At 73.3% G+C, this 16,760-nt stretch carries 15 protein-coding genes and 1 pseudogene; 4 read left to right on the top strand and 12 right to left on the bottom strand.

Annotated elements, in window-relative coordinates; translation table 11 throughout:
- Window positions 1-1,266, bottom strand: a 1,266-nt coding sequence (locus AN218_RS21900; RefSeq protein ID WP_070018618.1) for an aminotransferase-like domain-containing protein, incomplete at its 3' end; no start/stop codon positions are given.
- Between AN218_RS21900 and AN218_RS21905 the strand changes: the two genes are divergently transcribed.
- Both AN218_RS21905 and AN218_RS21910 read left to right on the top strand, forming a co-directional pair.
- Entirely contained in the window at window positions 1,265-2,308 is a 1,044-nt protein-coding gene (locus AN218_RS21905; protein ID WP_079132443.1) for a DMT family transporter, read from the top strand. The two genes, AN218_RS21900 and AN218_RS21905, sit on opposite strands and share 2 nt — an antisense overlap.
- 162 nt (window positions 2,309-2,470) lie before the next feature.
- Entirely contained in the window at window positions 2,471-2,674 is a 204-nt protein-coding gene (locus AN218_RS21910) for a DUF1918 domain-containing protein (protein ID WP_070018607.1), read from the top strand.
- A 99-nt stretch (window positions 2,675-2,773) separates the two neighbouring features.
- Here AN218_RS21910 and AN218_RS21915 read toward each other — a convergent pair whose 3' ends face one another.
- The gene (locus AN218_RS21915) at window positions 2,774-4,051 is read right to left on the bottom strand and encodes a glycoside hydrolase family 10-like protein (RefSeq protein ID WP_070018608.1); all 1,278 of its coding nucleotides are present in this window, start codon (window positions 4,049-4,051) and stop codon (window positions 2,774-2,776) included.
- Between the two features lie 368 nt (window positions 4,052-4,419).
- On the opposite strand from AN218_RS21915, the gene AN218_RS21920 reads away from it, so the two are divergent.
- Window positions 4,420-5,280, top strand: coding sequence for a 3-hydroxybutyryl-CoA dehydrogenase (locus tag AN218_RS21920; RefSeq protein WP_070018609.1), 861 nt, complete (start codon window positions 4,420-4,422; stop codon window positions 5,278-5,280).
- Between the two features lie 133 nt (window positions 5,281-5,413).
- Here the strand turns inward: AN218_RS21920 and AN218_RS21925 are convergent, their stop codons facing one another.
- The 8 genes from AN218_RS21925 to infC form a co-directional block, all read right to left on the bottom strand.
- Window positions 5,414-6,715 (bottom strand): PP2C family protein-serine/threonine phosphatase, encoded by a 1,302-nt coding sequence (locus AN218_RS21925; RefSeq protein ID WP_244900578.1) that lies wholly within the window; start codon window positions 6,713-6,715, stop codon window positions 5,414-5,416.
- A gap of 411 nt (window positions 6,716-7,126) precedes the next feature.
- Window positions 7,127-9,685: a phenylalanine--tRNA ligase subunit beta gene (gene pheT, locus AN218_RS21930; protein WP_070018611.1), complete on the bottom strand. Its 2,559-nt coding sequence runs from the start codon at window positions 9,683-9,685 to the stop codon at window positions 7,127-7,129.
- Complete coding sequence (gene pheS / locus AN218_RS21935) at window positions 9,685-10,833, bottom strand: phenylalanine--tRNA ligase subunit alpha (protein ID WP_070018612.1); 1,149 nt, start codon at window positions 10,831-10,833, stop codon at window positions 9,685-9,687. Before pheS ends, pheT begins: the two co-directional genes overlap by 1 nt.
- Before the next feature lie 182 nt (window positions 10,834-11,015).
- Complete coding sequence (locus AN218_RS21940; RefSeq protein WP_079132445.1) at window positions 11,016-12,236, bottom strand: sensor histidine kinase; 1,221 nt, start codon at window positions 12,234-12,236, stop codon at window positions 11,016-11,018.
- Window positions 12,237-12,477: 241 nt separating this feature from the next.
- Window positions 12,478-13,347: a TrmH family RNA methyltransferase gene (locus tag AN218_RS21945; RefSeq protein ID WP_070018613.1), complete on the bottom strand. Its 870-nt coding sequence runs from the start codon at window positions 13,345-13,347 to the stop codon at window positions 12,478-12,480.
- A 120-nt stretch (window positions 13,348-13,467) separates the two neighbouring features.
- On the bottom strand, window positions 13,468-13,851 hold the full coding sequence (rplT, locus tag AN218_RS21950) for a 50S ribosomal protein L20 (RefSeq protein ID WP_070012487.1): 384 nt from the start codon (window positions 13,849-13,851) through the stop codon (window positions 13,468-13,470).
- Between the two features lie 80 nt (window positions 13,852-13,931).
- Window positions 13,932-14,126, bottom strand: a complete 195-nt coding sequence (gene rpmI / locus AN218_RS21955) for a 50S ribosomal protein L35 (protein WP_070018614.1) — start codon at window positions 14,124-14,126, stop codon at window positions 13,932-13,934.
- A 128-nt stretch (window positions 14,127-14,254) separates the two neighbouring features.
- On the bottom strand, window positions 14,255-14,929 hold the full coding sequence (infC, locus tag AN218_RS21960) for a translation initiation factor IF-3 (RefSeq protein ID WP_079132446.1): 675 nt from the start codon (window positions 14,927-14,929) through the stop codon (window positions 14,255-14,257).
- Between the two features lie 296 nt (window positions 14,930-15,225).
- Here infC and AN218_RS21965 point away from each other — a divergent pair, with 296 nt between their 5' ends.
- Window positions 15,226-15,624 (top strand): DUF1844 domain-containing protein, encoded by a 399-nt coding sequence (locus AN218_RS21965; protein ID WP_070018615.1) that lies wholly within the window; start codon window positions 15,226-15,228, stop codon window positions 15,622-15,624.
- Window positions 15,625-15,646: 22 nt separating this feature from the next.
- Here the strand turns inward: AN218_RS21965 and AN218_RS21970 are convergent, their stop codons facing one another.
- A complete protein-coding gene (locus AN218_RS21970; protein WP_070018616.1) occupies window positions 15,647-16,384 on the bottom strand; it encodes an MIP family channel protein in 738 nt (245 codons plus the stop codon).
- 104 nt (window positions 16,385-16,488) lie between these two features.
- Window positions 16,489-16,760, bottom strand: a pseudogene (locus tag AN218_RS36940) (SseB family protein); the annotation flags it as partial.

Consider the following 16,760-nt stretch of genomic DNA (forward strand, 5'->3'; position numbering starts at 1 on the left):
CTCGTCGGTGCCGTCGGGCAGCCGGAGCCAGAGGTGGTAGGCGCCGCGGGGCGCGTACGTGACACGCAGCGCGGGCACCTCGCGGGCGAGCGCGGTGAGCGCCGCCTCGCGCCGCTCCCTCAACTTGGCCGCGACCGTGCGCAGATGGCGCGGCCAGGCCGGCGAGCCCACCAGTTCCAGCGCCGCTTCCTGCAGCGGACGCGGCACGAAGAAGCTGTCGACGGTCTGCACCGCACGCAGCCGCTCCAGCACCGGGCCGCGCGCCGCGAGCGCGCCCACGCGCAGGCTGGGCGAGGCGGCCTTCGTCAGCGAACAGAGGTGGACGACCCGGCCGTCGGGGTCGTGGGCGCGCAGCGTGGGCGGCAGCGGTCCGGCGTCCTCGTGGGCCAGCAGGCGTGCGAAGTCGTCCTCGACGACGAACGCTCCCGCCTGCCGCGCCGCCTCCAGCACCGCCGCTCTGCGCTCCGCCGCAAGCACCGCACCCGTCGGGTTCTGGAAGAGGGGCTGGCAGAGGAAGACCCGGGCGCCGCTCGCCCGGAAGGCTCCTTCGAGGAGTCCCGGACGTACCCCGTCGGTGTCGACCGGTACCGGGACGGGGCGCAGCCCGGAGGCCCGCGCGGCGGCGATCAGTCCCGGGTAGGTCGGGGACTCGACGAGGACGGCGGCGCCGGGCGGCGCCAGCGCGCGCAGCGCGGTGGTGATGGCGCTCTGGCCGCCGGCGGTGACGAGGACGTCCGCGGCGGTGACGTCTCCCCCGGGCCCGCCGATCTCGCGCGCGAACCAGCCGCGCAGCTCCTCCACGCCCTCCAGGGGCGGCCGTTCCCAGGCGCCCGGTCTGCGTCCCGCGCGGGCGAGCGCCGCGGACAGCGCCTTCTCGGGCCGCAGATGGGATGGCAGATAGCCGCCGCTCATCTCGATGACGCCGGGCGGCGGTACGGACAGGGTGGCCAGGACGCCCGAGGCGTCCACGGACCGCTGCACCTGGTCCGCGGCGGCCTCGGCGCTCAGCGCCACCTCCTGCCACGAGGTGTCGCCCTGCTCGGGCGCGGCCCCGCGCCGGTCGGCACGGAAGACTCCGGCTCCGGGACGGGTCACCACCAGCCCCTCGACGGCGAGTTGGGCGAGCGCGCGGGAGACGGTGACCGGGCTGACCCGGTGCCGCTCGACCAGCGCCCGGCTCGACGGCAGCTTCTCTCCCGGGGAGTAGCGGTCGACCTCCCGTCGCAGGGTTCCTGCCAGTTCGGCCACACTGCTACGCTCATGCATGAGACCAGAGAGTAGCGCTATCGAGCCCGGTGCGATAGCAGTCCCGGACCGTGCGGCGGGCCCGGCGCAGCCGCCGGCATCGGCCCCGGCATCCGGCCCGACCGCTGAACGGGCCGCGGATCAGGGCCCGTTCACCGCACACGCCCCCTCTCCCCCGCACCCCGGCGCACCCCGCCCGGGACCTGCGCGCGGCGGCGGGCTGCTGCTGGCCGCGCTCGGCGTCACCTGCTTCTCGCTCACCTTCCCCGCCACGGCCTGGGCCCTGGAGGGCTTCGGTCCCTGGTCGGCCACGGCGCTGCGCACCGTTCTCGCCGGGGTCGTCGCCTGTGTGATCCTCGCCGTGGCGCGTGTGCCCGTACCGGCCCGACGGCACTGGCCGTGGCTGGCCGTCTCCGCGTCCGGCGTCATGATCGGGTTCCCGCTGCTGACGACGCTGGCGCTGCAGACCTCCTCGACCGCGCACGCCGCCGTCGTCGTCGGTCTGCTGCCGCTGACGACCGCCGCGTACTCCTCCCTGCGCACCGGCTCACGCCCCAGCCCGCTGTTCTGGACGGCCGCCCTCGCGGGCGCCGCGGCGGTGCTCGCCTTCGCGCTGCACGAGAGCGGCGGCGCCCTCGTCACCGGCGATCTGTATCTGCTCGCCGCCCTGCTGCTGTGTGCTGCGGGGTACGGCGAAGGGGGCCGCCTGGCACGGGAGTTGTCCGGTCTCCAGGTCGTGGGCTGGGCGCTGGCGGGGTGTCTGCCGCTGGCCGTTCCGGCCGCCGTCGTCGCGCTGCTGGCCGAGCCCGCCGTGCTGACCGTGCACGCGGTGGCGGGGGTGGTGTGGGTGGCGACGGGATCGCAGTTGCTGGGGCTGCTGCTGTGGTACCGGGGCATGGGCCTCGCGGGGGTCGCCAAGGCCAGTCAGACCCAGCTCGCGCAGCCGCTGCTCACGCTGGGCTGGTCGGTCTTCCTGCTCGGCGAGCATCTGCCGCCGGCCGCTCCGGCGACCGCGCTGACGGTGCTGGTCTGCATCGCGGTCGTCCACCGGGCCCGTACCTGACCGGTACGTCCTGCCCGTACGGGCACGCACGGACCCCGCAGGGGAGGGGGAACCGAGGCAGTGCCGGGCCGGGACGTCCGGCTTAGAATATGCGTACGGACAGCACATCCCGGACTCCGGGGATCATCCGGTGCATCCCCTGCGAACAGGAGGGTTCTCCTGATGCGAGCCAACACGGGCGACCGGCTGCTGGTACACGGCCGGGTCGTGGGTGAACCAGACCGAGAAGCGGAGATCGTCGAGGTGCTCGGACCCGACGGCGAACCGCCGTTCCGGGTGCGCTTCGACGACGGGCACGAGGCAGTGATGTCGCCGGGCCCCGACTCCGTCGTACAGGAACGGAAGAAGACCAAGCGCCACGCCTGACGGGGCGCTCACCGCGGGCCGTGACCGGCCGGGCACACGCCCTCCGGTCACGGCCCGCGGCCGTGGACCACGACCGTGAAGGCCGTGGATCCGGTGCGGTCAGCCGCGCGGGCGCTGCCCGCTGCGCCGCGGATAGTGGTCGGCGACGACGCGGTCCATCGCCTCGATCACGTCCTCCGAGACCTCCTTCGCCGAGAAGAAGGCGTGCCCGCGCACCTCGGGCAGCGACCGGCAGTACGTGAGGTGCCGGGAGAGCTCGGCCGGGTCCTGCCACTGCTCGGGCTGCGCCGGGTCGCCCGCCTTGTAGAGGGCCTCGCCGATGTAGAGGCGGGTACGGGTGCCGCGTACGGTCTCCGCCCACCAGGCGGCGAGCTTGGTGTAGTCGGCGTCCTCGAAGCCCATGTGCCAGTAGAGCTGCGGGATGACGTAGTCGATGCGCCCCTCGCGCACCCACCGGCGGGTGTCCGCGTACAGGTCGTCGTACGTCTGCACCTGCGCCGCGCTGTCCGAACCGGCCGGATCGCTGGACTTGTTGCGCCACACGCCGAACGGGCTGATCCCGAAGGGCAGTCCGGGCCGCACACGGCGGATGCGCCGGGACGCCTCCGCCACCAGCAGGTCGATGTTGTCCCGGCGCCAGGCGGCGCGGTCCGGGAAGCCCTTGCCGTACTTCGCGAAGGCGGCGTCGTCGTCGAAGGTCTCGCCCTCGACCGGATACGGGTAGAAGTAGTCGTCCCAGTGCACGCCGTCGATGTCGTAGCGGCGTACGGCGTCGAGCATCGCGTCCTGCACGAAGCGGCGGACCTGCGGCAGGCCGGGGTTGTAGTAGAGCTGGCCGCCGTAGCGCACGACCCAGTCGGGGTGGCGGCGGGCCGGATGCGAGGGCACGAGCTTGCCGGGGTCGTCGTGGAGCGCGATGCGGTACGGGTTGAACCACGCCTCGACCGCCAGACCCCGCCGGTGCCCCTCGCGCACGACGAAGCCCAGCGGGTCCCAGCCGGGGTCCTCGCCCTGTACGCCGGTCAGCCACTCCGACCACGGCTCGTGCCGCGAGGGCCACAGCGCGTCGGCCGTCGGTCTCGCCTGGAACCAGACCGTGTTGAGGCGGCGCCGCTTCGCGGTGTCCAAGTGCGCGATCAGCTCGGCCCGTTGCTCGCTGGGCGTGAGGCCCTGAGCGCTGGGCCAGTCCCGGTTGTCGACCGTCGCGATCCACATGCCGCGCAGTTCGCGGTGGCCGCCGCGGTGGCCGGGCGCCGGGCCGCGGCCGTCGAGGGCGTCCCGCCGCTCCTGCGCCGCCGCGGTGAGGTTGGAGGAACCGGCCACACCGGCCAGTGCCCCCGCCGAAACCGCCGCGAAACTTCTGCGTGTGAGGCGCATCGTCGTCTCTTCCCCCTTCGTGGTCCCTGCGTCCACAGGGCCGCTGGTCGCCGCCGTGGTCCTGCCCGTACGGGCCCGCTCCTCCCCGGCCGCACAGTGGTGGAGACCAATCCGGAGGGCGGAGAGCCGATGCTGTCGCGGCTGGCGCGCCCGTACAAGCCCCCACGGCGGCTTTCGCCCCCGCCCCGCGCAGCCGTCGTACTCGGAGGTACGGTCGTGGGCGGCGTGGGAGCGCCCCCGCGGGCACTCCGGGGGCGGAGGAAGCGGGCAACTCCGCGTCCTCCGGGGGCAGTTCCCGGCGGGCCGCTCCTCCAGGGGCCGTCACGCCCGTCACGCCGGGGGACCACAGGATCAGCGAAAGGCACGAGGTGACGGACATCGAACGCGTCGGAGTGGTGGGCTGCGGCCAGATGGGCGCGGGCATCGCCGAGGTGTGCGCACGGGCCGGACTGGACGTCATGGTCGCCGAGACCACCGGCGAGGCGCTGGAGCTGGGCCGTACGCGGCTGGCCAACTCCCTCGGCAAGGCCGCCGAACGCGGCAAGATCACCGAGGAGGAGCGCGACACCACGCTCGGCCGGCTCTCCTTCACCACCGACCTGGGCGACTTGGCCGACCGGGACCTCGTCGTCGAGGCCGTGATCGAGAACGAGCAGGTCAAGACCGAGATCTTCCGGGTGCTCGACCAGGTCGTGACACGGGCCGACGCCATCCTGGCCTCCAACACCTCCTCGATCCCGCTGGTGAAGCTGGCGGTGGCGACCTCGCGCCCGGACCAGGTCATCGGCATCCACTTCTTCAACCCGGCGCCGGTGCAGAAGCTCGTCGAGATCATTCCGGCGCTGACCACCGGCGAGGAGACCATCAAGCGCGCTGAGGCGGCCGTCTCCGGACTCCTCGGCAAGCACACCATCCGCGCCCAGGACCGCTCCGGCTTCGTCGTCAACGCGCTGCTGATCCCATATCTGCTCTCCGCGGTGCGGATGTTCGAGTCGGGGATCGCGAGCCGCGAAGACATCGACAACGGCATGGAGTTGGGCTGCGCCCACCCGATGGGTCCGCTGAAGCTCGCCGACCTGATCGGGCTGGACACCGTCGCCTCGGTCGCCGACTCGATGTACGCGGAGTTCAAGGAGCCGCTGTACGCCGCTCCCCCGCTGCTCCAGCGGATGGTGGACGCGGGACGGCTCGGCCGGAAGGCGGGCGCGGGCTTCTACGCGTACGGCTGAGGTCTTCGCGTACCGCTGACGCCCCGGTACGCACCGTGGGGACGGCGGCGGGGCCCTGTGCCGCGCCGTGGCTCCGCCGCCTCCCCCGCCCACCGGCCGTGACAGCGATCGCGACCGCGGGCCGGCCGGGCGCTCAGGGGCACGAGCAGGCCAACGGCCCGTCCGCACCGGCCTGTTCGCCGTCGGGCTCGCCCGCAGGACCGCCGCCCCGTCCAGCGCCTGGTCCCTCCGTATCCTCGGGCGGCGGCCCGTGCTCCGGCCGCTCGTGCGCGGGACCGTGTACGCGGCAGCGGTCGTTGCGCAGGGCGAGCAGGGCCACGTCGTCGGGCAGCCTGCCGCACGCATGGCGCAGCAGCGACCGCCGTACGGACTCCACGACGTCCTCGGGGTGCGCCACCGCGACGGCCCCGGCCCGTGCGGTGCGGCGGTCCCGTCTCCTGCCGCGTACGGACAGCGCCGACGTGAGCGCCTCCCCCAGCGGGAAGAAGCCGCCGTCGGCGTCGCGTGCGTCCTCGGCCCCGTCGGTGTAGAGGAACAGCGCCTCGCCGGGCGGCAGTCGGAGCGTCGCGGGCGCGGGCACCTCCGGCGGCAGCGGGGTCAGGCCCAGCGGCGGCAGCGGTTCGGCGGTGCTGACCGGTTCGGGGCGGCGTCTGCCGCTCTGCCCCGCGGCCAGCCGATAGGGCCAGGGATGGCCGCAGTTGACGGCACGTACCGCACCGTCGGGGCGCACCTCCAGCAGCAGCACCGTCACGAACTCCTCGTCCACGACCGGGTCCTGCGGTCCGGCGGCGGTGCCGCGGCCGGCGGCGAGGTGCCGCTCCAGCGTCCGCTCCAGGCGGTGCGGGACGCGCTCCAGCCGTGCCTCGTCGTACGCCGCCTCACGGAAGCCGCCGAGCACCGCCGCGACGGTGCCGATCGCGCCGAGCCCATGGCCCCGCACATCGCCGATCACGACGCGGACGCCGTACGCCGTGGCCACGGCGTCGTACAGATCGCCGCCCACCGCGGCACCGGGCGAGGCGGAGAGATATCCGGCGGCGACGGTGAGGCCGCCGAGGTGCGGCGGCAGGGGCGGTATCAGGGCCTGTTGGGCGGCGGTGGCCACTTCGCGGGTGCGGGCCAGCTCGTCGGCGAGGCGGGCGCGGCGCCGCAGCGCGTAACAACTGGCCACCGCCACACAGAGGATGGCCGCGAACATGCCGGACTTGCCGGCGAACTCCTCGTACACGGGGACGGTGCCCAGCGGGTAGAGCGCGAACAGCGCGCAGCCGCCGCCGAGCCAGACGCCGGTGCGCGCGCCCGTACCGGCGCACGCCAGCGCGGGAGTCGCCGCGAGGAGGGCCACGCAGTGGGTGCTCACGGGCAGCAGCAGCTCCCAGGCGAGGACGCCGACGACCCAGACCGCCGGGACCGCGAAGCCCACCGTCGTCCGCACGTTCCACCGGCCACGCGCCCGTCCGGGCCCGCGGTCCGAGGTTCTTCCTCCCCCGCCCCCTCCGGCCGTGCCGCCCTTCGTCGCTCCGGGGCCGGGGCCCGTGACGCCGGGACTCGCGACGCCAAGGCCCGTGCCGCCGGCGCGCGCTGCCTGGTCTCCGGTCATGCGGATGTTCCCTCCGGCCTCGGGGCGACCGCTCGCCCCGCCGTGCTGCTGTCCTGCCCCCTCCGCCCTGCAACCCCCTACGACGAGCACGATGGTGTCGGACGCACGGACCACGGCGACCAAGGACCGGCATAGCTCACACGATTGAGTGAGATGACGCATGATCTCGGACAAACTGCGGCCCGGCCCCTGGGAGTCAGGGACCGGGCCGGTTCGTGCGGACGGTGTCCGCGGAGGACGGGCGGCTCAGGCGCCGGCGGCGGCCTCCGCCCCGCGCAGCACCGCGCCCGTACGCTCCGCCGCCGAGGCCACCGCGGCGTCCCGCGCCGCCGAGGCCTCCTCCGCGGTCAGCGTGCGGTCGGCCGCGCGGAAGCGCAGCGCGTACGCCAGCGACTTCCTGCCGCTGCCGAGCTGTTCACCGGCGAAGACGTCGAACAGCCGTACAGATTCGAGGAGTTCGCCGGCGCCCTCGCGCAGCGCCGCCTCCACCCGGGCGGCCGGAACGGACTCGTCCACGACCAGGGCGACGTCCCGCGTCGCCACCGGGAAGCCGGAGACGCTCGGCGCCGGGACGACACCGCCGCCCGCGCTCTCGGCCGCGTCGAGGTCGATCTCCATCGCGCACGTACGCTGCGGCAGCCCGAGCGCCTTGACCACGCGCGGGTGCAACTCGCCCGCGTGCCCGACGAGTTGCTCCTCGCCGTCCGCTCCGTGTACGTACAGGGCCGCGCACCGGCCGGGGTGCCAGGGCGCGAACTGCGCGGCGCGCACGGTCAGTTCCGCGCCGGCGGCGTGCGCCACCGTACGCGCGGCCTCGACCGCGTCGGCCCATCCGGCGGCACGGCCCTCGCCCCACCAGCCCGGCTGTTCGCGGGGCCCGGCGAGGACCACGGCGACGTGCCGGGGCTGGCGCGGCAGCGCGGCGCCCAGCGAGGCGATCTCCTCCTCGGAGGGGCGGGCGTCCACGCGCAGCCGCGCCGCGCGCGTCTCCTCTCCGGTGGGCAGGAAGACCAGGCCCGTCTCGAAGAGGGCCAGCGAGCCCTGGCTGCCCTGGCTGCCGCGGCCGTCGTTACGCCGCAGCGCCGCGAGAAGACCCGGCAGCAGCGTTGTGCGCATCGCCGGTTCCTCGTCGGAGAGCGGGTTGACGAGCGTGACCGTACGGCGGCGCGGATCGTCCTCGGCCAGGCCGAGCTGGTCGAACGAATCCGCCCCGACGAACGGGTAGTTGAGCGCCTCGACATATCCGGCGCCGGCCAGCGCCCGCCCCACCCGGCGGTGCAGCCGCTGCCGTTCCGTCAGACCGCGCCCGGCGGGCGGACGGGGCAGCGTGGAGGGCAGATTCGCGTAGCCCTCCAGCCGGATGACCTCCTCGGCCAGGTCGTTGGGGTCGGTCAGGTCGGAGCGCCAGGAGGGGACGGTGACGGTCAGCTCGTCCTGCCCGTACACGTCGCATCCCACCTGCTGGAGCCGCCGTACGACGGCCTCACGGGGATAGTCGACGCCCGCGACCCGGCCGGGGTGCGACGCCGGGATCTTGACGGTGTGCGGGCCGTGCGGCGTGACGAAATACGTGACGCCCGCCTCGGCCGTGCCTCCGCCCAGCAGCACCAGCAGATCGACGGTGCGCTGCGCGGCGGCGGCCGCGGCCTCCGGGTCGACGCCGCGCTCGAAGCGCCGCGACGCCTCGGAGGAGATGCGGTGCCGGCGGCTGGTACGGGCGACGGTCACCGGGTCGAAGTGGGCGGCCTCGACGACCACTTCGGTGGTGCCGCGCCACTCGCCGCTCTGCTCGTCCTGCTCCGGGTCGGCGACCTCGCTGTCGATGCCGCCCATCACTCCGGCCAGGCCGATGGGGCCGGTCTCGTCCGCGATCACCAGATCGTCGGCGTCCAGCTTCCGCTTGGTGCCGTCGAGCGTGGTCAGCAGCTCGCCCGCGACCGCACGGCGGACCGTGATGGGGCCCTCCAGCCGGGTGCGGTCGTAGGCGTGCAGCGGCGAACCCAACTCCAGCATCACGTAGTTGGTGATGTCGACGGGCAGCGAGACCGGGCGCATGCCGGACTTCTGCAGACGCCGCCGGAGCCACAGCGGCGAGGCGGCCTCCGGGCGCAGCCCCGTGACCGTACGGGCCGCGAAGCGGTCGCAGCCGCGCGGGTCGGCGACCTCCACCTGGTAGCCCTCGGCGTTGGGCGTGGGCACGTCGAGCAGCGCGGGGTCGCGGAGCTGGAGACCGTACGCCGTGGCCGTCTCGCGGGCGATGCCGCGCATGGAGAGGCAGTAGCCGCGGTCGGGCGTGACGGCGATGTCCAGTACCTCGTCGACCAGTTCGAGCACCTCGACCGCGTCGGCGCCCGGCTCGTACTCCGGCGGCAGCACGAGGATCCCCGTGCCGTCGTCCGGCAGGCCCAGCTCGCCGCCGGAGCAGATCATGCCCTCGGAGACCTTGCCGTAGGTCTTGCGGGCGCTGATGGCGAAGCCGCCGGGCAGCACGGCGCCCGGGAGCACCACGACGACCTTGTCGCCGACGCGGAAGTTGGTCGCGCCGCAGACGATGTTCTGCGGTTCACCGGTGCCGTTGGCGTCGCCGACGTCGACCTGGCAGTAGCGGATGGGCTTCTTGAACTCGGTCAGCTCCTCGATCGCCAGCACCTTGCCGACGACGAGCGGCCCATGGATCCCGGCGCCGAGCCGGTCGACGGTCTCGACCTCCAGGCCGGCCTCGATGAGCTTCGCCGCGACGTCACGGCCGGTCTCGCCCGCCGGCAGTTCCACGTACTCTCGCAGCCACGAAAGCGGGGCGCGCATCAGATCTCCATCCCGAACGGCCTGGTGAAACGCACGTCACCCTCGACCATGTCTCGCATGTCCTCGACGTTGTGGCGGAACATCATCATCCGCTCGATCCCGAACCCGAAGGCGAAGCCGCTGTACCTCTCCGGGTCCACGCCGCAGGCGGTCAGCACACGCGGGTTGACCATCCCGCAGCCGCCGAGCTCGATCCAGCCCTCGCTGGAACACGTACGGCACGGGTTGTCCGGATCGCCCACGGACGCGCCGTGGCAGCGGTAGCAGACCATGTCCATCTCGGCCGACGGCTCGGTGAACGGGAAGTAGTTGGGCCGCAGCCTCGTGTGCACGCCCTCGCCGAACAGCTCGCGCACCATGTGGTCGAGCGTGCCCTTGAGGTCGGCCATCGTCAGACCCTCGTCGACGGCGAGCAGTTCGACCTGCGTGAAGACGGGGGTGTGCGTGGCGTCCAGCTCGTCGGTACGGAAGACCCGGCCGGGGCAGATGACGTAGACGGGCGGCTCGCGGTCGAGCAGCGTACGGATCTGCACGGGCGAGGTGTGCGTACGCAGCACGACGCCGCTGTCCTCGGCGGAGCCCGGCGCGTCCCCGTCCCCCGGCTCCCCGGGTCCGCGGACGAAGAAGGTGTCCTGCATCGTGCGCGCGGGGTGGTCCGGGCCGATGTTCAGGGCGTCGAAGTTGAACCACTCCGCCTCGGTCTCGGGGCCCTCGGCCACCGCGTACCCCATGGCGACGAAGACGTCCTCGACCCGCTCGCTGAACGTCGTCAGCGGGTGGCGGGCGCCGGCGGGCAGCCGGTCGTAGGGCAGCGTGACGTCGACCGCCTCCTCGACGAGCACCCGCTCGTCGCGCTCGCGCTCCAGCTCCTCCTGCCGCTGCTTCAGCGCCTGCGAGACGGCGCCGCGCGCCTGCCCGACGCGCTTGCCCGCGTCGGCCTTCGCGTGCGGGGGCAGAGCGCCGATCTCGCGGTTGGCGAGGGCCAGCGGGGAACGGTCGCCCGCGTGGGCGGCCTTCACCTCCCGCAGCGCCTCGAGATCACCGGCGGCGGCGACGGCGGCGAGCGCCTCGTCCTTCGCCCGGTCGATCACTTCCGGTTTGAGCGCCTCGACCTCGACGGGGTCGTAGGACTTGTTGGGTGCGGACATCTCTTCCCGTACTTCCGATTCGGATCCGGCTGTGCCGGCGTTCCCTCGCCCCTTGGCGGGCCCGGGGACCCCGGCAGCCGAGTCTAGATGGGCGGGCGCACGCCCCCGCACACGGCCGTGATCGCCTGATCACGCGGAGGGGCCGCGCTCGCGCGGACCGCGGAGAAGCCCGTGCGCGCCGCTCAGGCCAGAAAGGCCGGGGCGCCCACGGGCAGGGTAAATCGGAACCGGGCGCCGCCGTCGGCCGCGCGGTCCACGGCGATCGTCCCGCCGTGCGCTTCGACGATGCCCTTGACGATGTACAGGCCCAGGCCGGTGCCGCCGCGCTTGCTTCCCCGCCAGAAGCGGGTGAAGACGCGGCTCATCGACTCCTCGGGGATGCCGGGGCCTTCGTCGCTCACGGTGACCGCCGTTCCTTCTTCGTCGTGGCGCAGCGGTGCGGCTGCCACCTCGATGGTGACAGTGCCCTCGCCGTGACGCACGGCGTTTTCCAGCAGATTGCCCAGCACCTGGTCGACCTTGTCGGGGTCGGCCCACAGTCCGGGCAGCGGCTCGCTGACGCGGACCGCGAAGCGGTCGGCCGAGCGTCCGGCGGCGATGTGGGCCTCGACGTGACGGCGTACGGCGGCGGCCATGTCGACGGGCTGGCGGCGCACTTCGAGTCGTCCGGAGTCGATGCGGGAGATGTCGAGCAGCTCGGCGATGAGCCGTGTGACGCGGTTGGCGTCGGCGTCGACGGTCTCCAGCATCAGCCGCTTCTGGTCGTCGGTGAAGCGCTCCCACTTCGCCAGCAGCGTCGCGGTGAAGCCCTTCACGGAGGTGAGCGGGGAGCGCAGTTCGTGCGCGACGGTCGCTATCAGCTCGGCATGGCTGCGCTCGGCACGGCGCCGGGCCTCGGTGCCGCGCAGCGTCACCACGAGCCGCTGGAGCGGGCCCTTCGGGTACGCCCGTACGTAGCGGGCGGCCACCATCACCTCACGGCCGCCGGGCAGCAGCAGATTCCGCTCGGGCTGGCCGGTACGGGTGGCGAGGCCGCCGTAGGGGTCGGTCACCTGCCACCAGCGGCGGCCGTCCACATCCTCCAGCGGCAGCACCTGCTGGAAGGCCGCGCCCAGGGCGTCGGCGGCGGTGAGCCCGGTGATGCGGGAGGCGGCGGCGTTGAAGCAGACGACCCGGCCCGTACCGTCGGCGACGACGATCCCCTCGGGCAGGTCGTCGGGGTGCAGACCAAGCCAGGCGTCGCCGGTGTCGTGGGACTCGGCGCGTGCGCCGGAGGCGGGCGGATCGGGGACGGGCGCGTGGCGCTCCGCCGCGTCGCGCCCGGACGGGTCCGCGCGGACACCGGCCGAGGGGGACGAGGACGGGGCTCCGCGCGGCTGTATGCGCTGCGCCCCCGCGTCCATGCCGCCGCACCCCCCTCTCCTCACCGCACTGGATCCACCGGCCCAGAAGGGGGCTCTGCCGGCACCGCCCCCGGGCCCGGCCACCCTACTAGTGCACCGCGCACGGTGTCCCTCCCCGCGACGGCGGCGGAAGGCCGCACACGCAGCGACGAAGGGAGCGCTCAGGGCGTACACCGGGGCGCACGGATCCCGCCCGTGGTGTGCGCCCCCGGCAGCACCCGCACCGCACCCCGGGTGCCGCCTATGCGGTGCCGCTCTGGGTGGTGCGCTGGGCGCGGGCCGAGGCGTACAGGCATACCGCCGCCGCCGTCGCCAAGTTGAGGCTCTCCGCCCGCCCGTGGATGGGTACGCGCACGACCCCGTCCGCCAACGCCCGCGTCTCCTCCGGCAGACCCCATGCCTCGTTGCCGAAGATCCAGCCGGTGGGGCCGCCCATCGCCCCCTCGTCCAGTTCGGCGTCGAGGTCCCGCTCGCCAGCGCCGTCGGCCGCCAGCAGCCGTACGCCCGCCGTACGCAGCCCCGCGGCGGCCTCGTCCGCCGGTACGCCGACGACGACCGGCAGATGGAAGAGCGAACCGGCGGACGCCCGCACCGTCTTGGGGTTGTAGAGGTCGACGGAGGCGTCGGTGAGGATCACGGCGTCGGCGCCGGCGGCGTCCGCACAGCGCAGCACCGTGCCCGCGTTGCCGGGGTCGCGTACGTGCGCGAGCACGGCCACGAGCCGCGGCCGTGCCGCGAGCACCGCCTCCAGCGGGGAGTCGAGGAAGCGGCAGACCCCGACGAGACCCTGCGGGCTGACGGTGCTGGCAATGTCCTCCAGCGTCCGCGGATCGGCGAGGTGCACACGTGCCCCGGACTCCCGGGCCCCGTCCAGGATCTCCGGGTACCGCCCGGCCGCCTCCGGTGTGGCGAACAGCTCGACGAGTACGGGGACTTCGGCTCCCCGGCCGTCCCCGTCGCCCGCGGTGCGGTACGCGGCAGCCGCCTCCCGTACGGCCTGCGGCCCCTCGGCGAGGAAACGGCGGTCCTTGGCGCGGAAGTTGCGCCGCAGAAGGCGCCGCGCGGCGGCGACACGTGCGGAGCGCGGCGAGATCAGATCGGGGGTGCCCATGGGCGGCGGCTCACTTCTCGTTCGTGGCCGTACGGCACGCACAGCAGCGGACCCGCGGGCAGTGCTGCCCGCGGGTCCGCTGCGGATACGTCATGCCTCCGGCGTGCTGTGACGCGTGCTTCAGGCGGCCTTCGGGGCGTTGACGTCGCTCGGGAGCGCCTTCTGCGCCGTCTCGACGAGCGCGGTGAAGGCACCGGCGTCGTTGACCGCGAGGTCGGCGAGGATCTTGCGGTCCACCTCGATGTTGGCGGCCTTCAGACCCTGGATGAAGCGGTTGTACGTGATGCCGTTGGCGCGGGCGGCGGCGTTGATGCGCTGGATCCAGAGCTGCCGGAAGTCGCCCTTGCGCCGCTTACGGTCGTTGTAGTTGTAGACGTAGGAGTGGGTGACCTGCTCCTTCGCCTTGCGGTACAGGCGCGAGCGCTGACCGCGGTAGCCGCTGGCCTGCTCGAGGATCGCGCGGCGCTTCTTGTGTGCGTTGACGGACCGCTTGACGCGTGCCACTTGATAACTCCTTGGTACACGGGGCCGGTCTGGTGGAACGACCACCCAGCCCGATCGATGGGGACCCGGTCGGACCGGCCTTACTTGCCGAGAAGCTTCTTGGCCTTCTTCGCGTCGGCGGGCGCCATCTCGGTCTTGCCGGCCAGGCGGCGCGTCAAGGTGGACGGCTTGTGCTCGAGAAGGTGGCGGCGGCCGGCACGCTGGCGCATCACCTTGCCCGAGCCGGTGATCTTGAAGCGCTTGCGGGCACCGCTGTGCGTCTTGTTCTTCGGCATCTCGCCGTTCACTCCTCGTCGATGACACCCCGCCGTCCGGCCCGTCGGGCCGGGTGCGAGGACGTCCTGTATCGCTGGTACGGGTGGTTGTCCTTGAGGGGCTTCCCGAGGCGAGCCCCTGGAGGAACTCACGCCTCGGCGGGCTCCTCGGCAGGCTCCTCGGCGGGGCTGCTCTCCTGCTGGCGGCCGGCCTTGCGGGCGGCCTGAGCCTCGCGGGCCTCGGCCATCGCCTCGGTCTTCTTCTTGTGCGGACCGAGCACCATGATCATGTTGCGGCCGTCCTGCTTCGGGTTGGATTCCACGAAGCCAAGGTCGGCGACGTCGTCCGCGAGCCGCTGGAGCAGACGGAAGCCCAGCTCGGGGCGGGACTGCTCACGTCCGCGGAACATGATCGTGATCTTGACCTTGTCACCCTGCTTGAGGAACCGGACGACGTGACCCTTCTTGGTGTCGTAGTCGTGCGGATCGATCTTCGGCCGGAGCTTCATCTCCTTGATGACCGTGTGCGCCTGGTTCTTGCGCGCTTCACGGGCCTTCATGGCCGACTCGTACTTGAACTTTCCGTAGTCCATGAGCTTGCACACCGGCGGACGTGCCGTCGCGGCCACCTCGACCAGGTCGAGGTCGTATTCCTGTGCGAGCTCCAGGGCCTTGGCAAGCGGCACGATGCCGACCTGCTCGCCACTGGGACCGACGAGTCGCACCTCGGGGACGCGAATCCGGTCGTTGATGCGGGGCTCGGCGCTGATGGGGCCTCCTCGGGTACACGGCGCGGCGGTCTGGCGGACGGCCGCGTAAGTGATGTCGTCTGTGGGTGACCACCGCACGCAGACGCAAAAACGCCCCTGACGGACACAGGCGGTGGCTCCTCAAAGACCTGGAGCACCGACGCGTGAACCGCGGGGCGCAGCCTGACCGTTGACCCGCGGCCCAGAGGGCCGTCAGGTGGGAGTTCGGAGCCTCCACTTGCGGGCCGGAGTCTTGTGCTCTCCAGCCGGTCGATGTCCCAGCATACCAGGGGTCACGAAGGGCTCCCAGCCGGGCGGGCGGGGGCACCTGGGCGGGAAGCGGCACCGCGGGGGGTTCTAGGGTGGCACGCATGAGCGACACCGAACCGGGCGGCCCCGCGGGGCCTGCCGACGCGGCCCGAGGCGCCTCCGGTGCGCCCGACTTCGACAGCATGACCCGCGACATCGCGGACGTGCCGGCGGTCGAGGTGATCACCACCGTCGCCGTACACCTGATGAGTTCCGCCGCGGTGAACCTCGGCCTCTCCGAGGACGGCGAGCAGCACCGCGACCTGGACGAGGCGCGCAAGCTGATCCACGCCCTGGCCGGGCTGGTCACCGCGAGCGCCACGGAGATCGGCTCGTACCACGCGGCGCCGCTGCGCGACGGGCTCAAGTCGCTGCAACTGGCCTTCCGCGAGGCCTCGGCCGTACCGGACGAGCCGGGGCAGGGGCCGGGCGAGAAGTTCACGGGGCCGGTCTTCGGCTGAACCCGTCCGCTGCGGCGGCCGGTCAGCGGCCGGAGCCCGAGGGCTGGAGGTTGCGGTGCAGCTCCGCGCCCGCGGGCGGGTGCGTGACGCGGTAGACGGCCGCCGCCAGCAGGCCGCCGGCGAGCGGTGCCACGAGGAAGAGCCAGAACTGGGTCAGGGCGGCGCCGCCCGCGAAGATCGCCGGGCCCAGGCTCCTGGCCGGATTGACCCCCGCGCCCGTGAGCGGGATGCCGATCAGGCTGACCACGGCCAGGGTGAGGCCGATGGGCAGTCCGCCGAAGCCCGCGATGGTCACCTTGTGCGTCATGCAGAGATAGACGTACACGAGCAGGGCCGTCAGCAGCAGTTCGGCGAGGAAGGCGCCGCCGAGGTTGATCTGCACCGCGGAGCGGTCCCCGAAGCCGTTGGTGCCGAAGCTCCCGCTGGTCTTGAGGCCGGGCACCTGCTTGGCGAGCAGGAAGAGCAGCGCGGCGCCCGCGATGGCGCCGGCGACCTGCGCGATCCAGTACTTCACCGCGGTGTGCACGTCCAGCCGCTTGGCCGCGAGCATGCCGAGGGTGACCGCCGGGTTCACGTGGGCGCCGGAGACCGGTCCGAAGACGTAGGCCAGGGCGAGCAGCGTGAAGCCGAAGGTGAGGGCGATGCCGAGCGTGCCGATGTACTCACCCGACAGCACCGTGGCACCCACCGCGAAGAAGACGAGGACCAGGGTTCCGAGGAATTCCGCCGCAGTGCTCTGCAGCTCCGTCTCTGTCGACATGGCACTCCTGACACGTCGGAGGTTGGACGCTCACCATCCTCCGCCGCGTGCACGGGGCTCGCATGTCGAGCCGTACGGACTACGGGGGCAGCCGGCTCCCGGCGTCAGTCCCGGTAGAGCGCGTCCCCGGGGAGGGCGGTGCCGGGCGGCAGCAGCGCCAGTTCCAGTCCCCGTACGAGACGGGCGCGCAGGGTCTCGTCGGAGGCGAGCGCGCCCGCGATGCGGCGTACGGCCGCGGTCGCGGTGTCCTTGTCGGCGGCGGCACGCGGGGTCAGCGTGACGGCGAGCGTGCCGTCCGTACCGGGGCCGCCGGGTGTGAGGTGGGCGCCCGTCACGTCCGGGTCGGCGGCGAGCAGGGCGCGCAGCGCGGCGGCGA

Source organism: Streptomyces nanshensis (assembly GCF_001751255.1).
In the GTDB taxonomy this organism is placed as follows: Bacteria; Actinomycetota; Actinomycetes; order Streptomycetales; family Streptomycetaceae; genus Streptomyces; species Streptomyces nanshensis_A.